Origin of the sequence: Chryseobacterium sp. sg2396, from assembly GCF_042610505.1 — a bacterium.
In the GTDB taxonomy this organism is placed as follows: Bacteria; Bacteroidota; Bacteroidia; order Flavobacteriales; family Weeksellaceae; genus Chryseobacterium.
In genome coordinates, this window is the sequence record NZ_JBHGAQ010000008.1 from 186,772 (window position 1) to 192,970 (window position 6,199).

10 protein-coding genes are annotated in these 6,199 nt (G+C 42.4%); all 10 read right to left on the reverse strand.

What is annotated here, in order from left to right:
* Positions 1–25 precede the first annotated feature (25 nt).
* On the reverse strand, positions 26–775 hold the full coding sequence (locus ACED20_RS10735; RefSeq protein WP_378104524.1) for an SDR family oxidoreductase: 750 nt from the start codon (positions 773–775) through the stop codon (positions 26–28).
* A gap of 6 nt (positions 776–781) precedes the next feature.
* A complete protein-coding gene (locus ACED20_RS10740) occupies positions 782–1,579 on the reverse strand; it encodes an SDR family NAD(P)-dependent oxidoreductase (protein WP_378104526.1) in 798 nt (265 codons plus the stop codon).
* Between the two features lie 6 nt (positions 1,580–1,585).
* Positions 1,586–2,086 carry a CinA family protein gene (locus tag ACED20_RS10745; RefSeq protein WP_294200951.1) on the reverse strand — a complete coding sequence of 167 codons (501 nt, stop codon included), beginning with the start codon at positions 2,084–2,086 and terminating at the stop codon, positions 1,586–1,588.
* A 36-nt stretch (positions 2,087–2,122) separates the two neighbouring features.
* On the reverse strand, positions 2,123–2,770 hold the full coding sequence (locus ACED20_RS10750; RefSeq protein WP_378104528.1) for a zinc-binding dehydrogenase: 648 nt from the start codon (positions 2,768–2,770) through the stop codon (positions 2,123–2,125).
* The gene (locus ACED20_RS10755) at positions 2,752–3,300 is read right to left on the reverse strand and encodes an alcohol dehydrogenase catalytic domain-containing protein (RefSeq protein WP_378104530.1); all 549 of its coding nucleotides are present in this window, start codon (positions 3,298–3,300) and stop codon (positions 2,752–2,754) included. The genes ACED20_RS10750 and ACED20_RS10755 overlap by 19 nt, the downstream gene beginning before the upstream one ends.
* Before the next feature lie 38 nt (positions 3,301–3,338).
* Positions 3,339–4,133, reverse strand: coding sequence for a catalase-related domain-containing protein (locus tag ACED20_RS10760; protein ID WP_378104532.1), 795 nt, complete (start codon positions 4,131–4,133; stop codon positions 3,339–3,341).
* Entirely contained in the window at positions 4,130–4,393 is a 264-nt protein-coding gene (locus tag ACED20_RS10765) for a hypothetical protein (protein ID WP_294234546.1), read from the reverse strand. Before ACED20_RS10765 ends, ACED20_RS10760 begins: the two co-directional genes overlap by 4 nt.
* Positions 4,390–4,581 carry a hypothetical protein gene (locus ACED20_RS10770; protein WP_294263160.1) on the reverse strand — a complete coding sequence of 64 codons (192 nt, stop codon included), beginning with the start codon at positions 4,579–4,581 and terminating at the stop codon, positions 4,390–4,392. The genes ACED20_RS10765 and ACED20_RS10770 overlap by 4 nt, the downstream gene beginning before the upstream one ends.
* A gap of 214 nt (positions 4,582–4,795) precedes the next feature.
* Complete coding sequence (locus tag ACED20_RS10775) at positions 4,796–5,410, reverse strand: Crp/Fnr family transcriptional regulator (RefSeq protein WP_294220908.1); 615 nt, start codon at positions 5,408–5,410, stop codon at positions 4,796–4,798.
* A 58-nt stretch (positions 5,411–5,468) separates the two neighbouring features.
* Entirely contained in the window at positions 5,469–6,065 is a 597-nt protein-coding gene (locus ACED20_RS10780) for a Crp/Fnr family transcriptional regulator (protein ID WP_378104535.1), read from the reverse strand.
* Positions 6,066–6,199: the final 134 nt, after the last annotated feature.

Genomic DNA, 6,199 nt, shown 5'->3' on the forward strand with positions numbered 1-6,199 from the left:
ATCTGTTATCAGGATTTTAATCAGTTTATCCGCTCACGATGAGTCCGCCGTTCGGATGCAGTACCTGCCCTGACATCTGTGCCGAATCCCGGCAGGCCAAAAACAGGAAACTGTGGGCCACTTCATCAGGTGAGGCATTTCTTTCGAAAGGAGGCTTGCTTAAATCTTCTTTCTCTTCCCCGAAGGTTTCTTCGGTAAGCGGAGTGGCTACCGGTCCGGGTGCTACCGCATTCACACGGATGCCCTTCGGTTTTGCCTGCAGGGCCAGCGAACGGGTAAAGGAAACAATGGCACCTTTTGTTGCGGAATAATCCAATAGTTCCGGATGTCCCTGATAGGCTGCTGCAGAAGTGGTATTGATGATGGCACTTCCTCCTTTAAGATGAGGGAAAACTACCTTTGTCAGCAGGATCATTCCAATAATATTGGAGTCAAAAGTTTTCCTGATGTTCTCTTCTTCCAAATCTTCTATGTTTTCGGAAGGAAACCGTACGGCATTATTCACAAGAATATCAATGCCTCCGAGTTCCGAAACGACCTGTTCTGCAGCCTTTCTGCAAAATTCATAGTCACTGACATCTCCCTGAATGATGATGGACTTTCTTCCGAGTCCTTTTATTTCAGCTTTTACTTTATCCGCATCTTCTTTATTGGAATGGTAAACAATGGCTATATTCGCTCCTTCTTCTGCAAAAAGCACTGCTACCGCCTTCCCTATTCCGCTGTCCGCTCCTGTAATGAGAACGGATTTATGTTCTAATTTCAATTTCCCCATTTAATTTCACTTTTCGTTTACCGGCTTCTGCATTTCTCCCATCCTGTGCGCCGCCATGCTGTCGGTCGCAATATTTGTCATCGCTACGGAAAGTTTATTTTTTAAGCCGGATATTACTTTATCATCGCCGTTCATCAGGGCTTTGTAGCCGTCTATTGCAACTTCTTCAGGAGACATCAGGTTGTCTTTGTCCTCAAGAATTTTACTATCGTTCATATCGGCTTTATTAAAGAAATCCGTGTCGGTAGGTCCAGGTAAAAGCGCGGTTACCGTAATTCCTGAATCTTTCAGTTCTTCACGGATGGCCTCGGACCAGGACAGAATAAATGCCTTTGTACCGTGATACACCGAATGCCAGGGACCGGGTGCTTTGCTGGCAATGGAGGCCAGATTTAAAATCTTTCCTGAGCATTTAGGTAAGCGGTCTTTTAAAAAAAGCTTGGTTAAAATGATAACGGACACAATATTCAGGTTGATAATATCCACTTCGCGATGGACATCAGTATCCTGAAATTTTCCGTAAACTCCCTGCCCTGCATCATTCACCAGAATCTCGGGGCTGATCCCGTGTAATTTCAATTCCGAATACAGGGAATAGGCGTCCTCCTGGGTAAAGAGATTTTTAGCCATGGTAATCACATTGATGCCATAGCTTTTAAATTCATTGGCTTTGGCCCGAAGGTCATCGTGGTTCCTTGCTACCATAACAAGATCATAGCCGTCTTTGGCAAACAGTTTTGCCAGTTCATAGCCGATTCCGCTGGTAGCGCCTGTGATCAAAGCATACCGATTCTTCCGGTTCATTTCTTTTTATTTTAAAATTAAAAGCTGATTGATCTCACTTTTAAAACATCCTAAAATGAATTCGGTATAATACAGCTGAGCATTGAGGGCCTGGGTTTTAGGATGGAGTTCCAGTTTTTTTGTCAGTACAATTTCCCCTTTGTAAGAAAAAGAAAAATAGGCAAAGATCTTATAGGATGAATTTCTGATCGGTGTACAATAACCGGTTGTAGCAATAGACCAGTCGGATTCGAAAAGCCTGGCCGCATTCAAAGCCATGGTTTCAGCAATATTTTCGGAAACGCAGTCGCACTCTTCGGCTTCTTCACGGTCTACATTCAGCAGTCTTACTTTTTCTGCCAGGGTATAGGTTGTCATTCCTCCTTTGTAAAACAGGGAGGCATTGGGCATTTGTGAAAAGGCTAACTGTAAGCAGCCTGATGTAACACTTTCTACCACTGAAATCGTTTCATCTGTGGTCATCAGCGACTGGCTGATGTATTCCAGGAGGTTTTTTTGAAATTCCATAATCTTAATATTTATGTGTTTGTGTGTATTTAATCTCTAGAGCGTAGAAGATTTCCAAGGATCAAGGACCACTTTTACGCAGTCGTCAATCTTTTTATCGAAAATTTCGTAACCTTTAGAAACATCTTCCAATGAGAGATGATGGGTGATAATATCGTCTAAAGTAACTCTGCCGTTCCGTACGTAATCCATCAGTTCATCGATAATGGTATGGACGTTGCACTGTCCGGCTTTTATCGTTATACCTTTATCAAAAATCTGTCCAAGTTTGAAATTATCGTAATTTACCGGATAAACTCCTAAAATCGGAACAATCCCGCCCCTTCTTACGGCACTCATACATGCTTCAAGGACTTTAACAGAGCCTTTTTCGAAATTCAGAACTGCTTTGGCACGGTCGATCAAATTTCTGTCAGGTTCAAAACCTACGGCTTCGATGCAGACATCTGCTCCGCGTCCGTCCGTCATATCCCTGATCTGTTCCACCACGCTGTCCGCATCTTCCCATAAGATGGTATCGCAACCGGTGAGCCTTTTGATCTGGTCCAGCCTGTACTGCTGGGTATCGACAACGATAACTTTTTTAGCATTTTTAAGGATGGCACTTTTAGCAGCCATGGATCCTACCGGACCCGCTCCGAAGATGGCAACTGTTTCCCCGCCTTTCAGCTCGCCCCATAACACTCGGTATAACCCGTCGGGAAAATGTCGGTAAGGAATAAAACCTGTTCATCCGTAAGGTGATCGGGAACTTTTCTCGGACCTACATGAGCATAGGGAACCCTTACATATTGGGCCTGTCCGCCGTCATAGCCGCCATAAAGATCACTGTAACCGAATAAGGCACCGCCTTTCTCGGTTAATATTCCGCCTTCGGGACCATAGTGATCGGGATTGCTGTGCTCGCAGGCAGTAGGAAGGTCATGCTGGCAAAAGAAGCAGCTTCCGCAGGAAACCGGGAAGGGTACCACAACCCTGTCCCCTACTTTTAAATTGGTAATCCGCTGTCCTACTTCCTCCACGATACCCATGAATTCATGGCCCAAAACCATTGGCCTTGCCTGGGGGATCCCGCCTGAAAAAAGGTGAAGGTCGCTTCCGCAAATCGCCGTGGACGTTACTTTAAGGATAATGTCATGTGAATCTTTAATGATAGGATCATCTACGGTATCGCACGTGATAACTCCGGGTGAATGAATAACTGCAGCTTTCATAATGTAATATTTATAGTGGTGTAAGATGTGTTGTTTAATCAGTCCTGTGTATTTCTTTCCAGTTCAAGATACCAGACTCTGTGCTGTGCGATGGCATCGATAAATTTATTGTCCGGTGTTTCATCTTCCCATGATACAATCGCAGGGTCTATATGCTTTTTCAAGCTTATATTGCTGTTCATATACAATGGTTCCGATCCTTCCCCGAAACAGATAGCTTTACAGTGCTTATAAGCTTCATTGATGAAATTCAGTACATGGGGCTTATTATCTGCCATCAGAAGCTCTTTTACGGAATCTTCCCCTGCAGCGATGTAGAGGGCATCAAAAGCAACGCTGGCAATGCTGGTCAGGGAATGCTTCGGGGTAACCATTGATCCGTCGTTGGTCGTAACCTGGGCCATACTCGGGCCGATGATTTCCACAACGGCATCTTCACCTTCCAGTTTGGTTTTAAGGTCCTGAACATGTAATGCATTTACGCCGTTTGCTATAATAAAGCCGATCTTTCTGCCTTTGATGGTACTTTTGATGGCATTATCCATACTCAGGGCAGCGGAAAGTTTGGTGTGGGCTTCTCTTTCTTCGCTCTGAAGATCCTGGTAGTTGCTGTCCACAGGAAGACTTTGGTTTGGAAATTCCAGTTCCGTTACCTGTACTCCTACTTTAGCGGCTACTTTTTGAGCCAATTCCTTATTGATGAAGTTCAGCTGTCCAACCATTATTTCCCGGATCGACGGAATCGTTACTTTGGAAAGTTCAAAAATCAATGCGTTCTGCAGGTGAATTTTTTCGTAAGCCGACTGGCTGTTGTAGAAAAGCTCCCGGCTCATCGATGCAAAACCTCTTCCTGAGTTTCCGTTTCCTGAGGATGAGGACCTTCCTCTTCCTCCACCGAAACCTGACCTTCCGGAGTTAGATCCTCTTCCTGATCCTCCACGGAAGCCCCCTCTGTTGCCTCCCGAAGTAAATCTTCCCTGGCTGTCCCTTTGCTGGTTTCCGCTGCTGCTGCTTCCTCTGCCACGGCCTCGGTTATCGTCTTCGTCGTCATAATCGTCATCTTCTCCATCATCATAGTCGTCGTCGTATTCATGTAGTCATAATCCCCATCATCGTAATCTTCGTCCTCAAAATAATCTTCATATTCCGAGAAGTCATCATCATAATCTTCATCATTCTGGGCATCATTATACCCGTGCCTAGCTGATAGATTTCCTCAAGATTGCTTGAAGAATCGGAATTTGTTCTTCTGCTGCGATTTCCTGAATTTCTGGTATTCATAACTGTTTTTTTTATGCTAATATTAAGTGATAAGTATTGCCGGCCGTAACTAGTATTAGACAGCAATGAGTTTTGGTTTTCGGTTAGAGATTAAAATATCGGTTCCCCGAAATCGGGAACTTAAAGAAATATGGATGAATTATTTACTCAAATTTACAATAGAATAATTCACTTTTTTATGACTATAGTCATGTTAATCTGAAATTATCCGGAATTAATATAAAATTTTACGGTTTTCCATTTTAATAATCCCTTCCTTTTCCATTTTTTTAAGGGTTCTGATTACGGTTTCTACCCGTAAACCGGTAAGATTTGCAATCTGCTGTCTGGTAAGTTCCACATGAAAACAGTGGTCACAATCTCCATCATGGTAACTTTTAAGATAGTTAAGCAGCCCATGCAGTCTTAAAAGAGGATTTGGAGAAGACAGATTCTGTAGCATAATGGCTTTAAAATAAAGTCTCTGCGAAAGGCAGGCATTCATTTCCAGGGAAAGCTTCGGATTTTTTTTCAGAAGTTCGATAAACTTCTTTTTGGGAACCCTGATCAGATCCACTGCGGTAAGTGCAACCGCATTCATCACGTAAAATTTTTCAAGGAACAGCATCGGATCCCCAAAACTCTGCTGGTCTCCAAGTATATTCTGGATGAATTCTTTTCCTTCCTCATTGTAGTTGTTCTGCTTTATTTTCCCTTTTACGATCTGATAATAATAAAGCGCATGGTCTCCTTCCTTATAGATAATATCTCCTTTTTTATAATATTTATCTTCACCTCCGTAAGAATACAGGAGATCAGGATCGATATTCATACAGCTTATTGTTTTCATATCTTTTTTTCAGATTTGCATCAAAAAAAAGACCATGAGCCTCCGTCCGAAAAAAAAATTAATATAGAATCTTGCGGTCTTTTATTTTAACAATCTTGTTGCGTTCCATTGTTTTGATGGTCCGAATAGCTGTTTCTACACACAATCCTGTAAAGCTCGCCATCTGCTGACGTGTAAGGGGAATCATAAAAGAATAGGGTGCCTGTTCTTCCTGAGAGCTTTTAAGGTAATCCATCAGGACCCTTAGCTTTGCCGTAGGACTTTGTGAACATAGGTTCTGCGCCATGATGATTTTAAAGTAAAGTCTCTGGGAAAGCAGTCTGTTCATATCAAAACAAATTTCCGGATATTCCTTAAGCAATTCGAAGAAGTTATTTTTCGGAAGTTTGAGAACTTTACAGTGAGTCAATGCAATGGCATTGATGGGATAAAGTTTATCCATAAAAAGAAAGGATTCCCCGATGCTCTGCCCATCTTCAAGTAGGGTCTGTATAATCTCCTTTCCTTCGTCGTTGTGATTATTAAGCTTGACCTCTCCCGTGGTTATCTGATAATAATAATTGGGCGGATCTCCTTCACTGAAAATAATTTCAGCCGGTTTGTATTGTTTTATGGTGGATCCTGCAGAATACAGGATTTCTTCCTTGATGATCATATGTAGCTGTTTTAGTGTTTCTAGTAATTTCAAGCATCCTTAGTAAAAGTAAAATTGGAAAGTAAGTAAATGATGAATGTAAATAATAAACACTGCTATATAACGTGAACTCGGGTAAAAATCATGAGGTGATT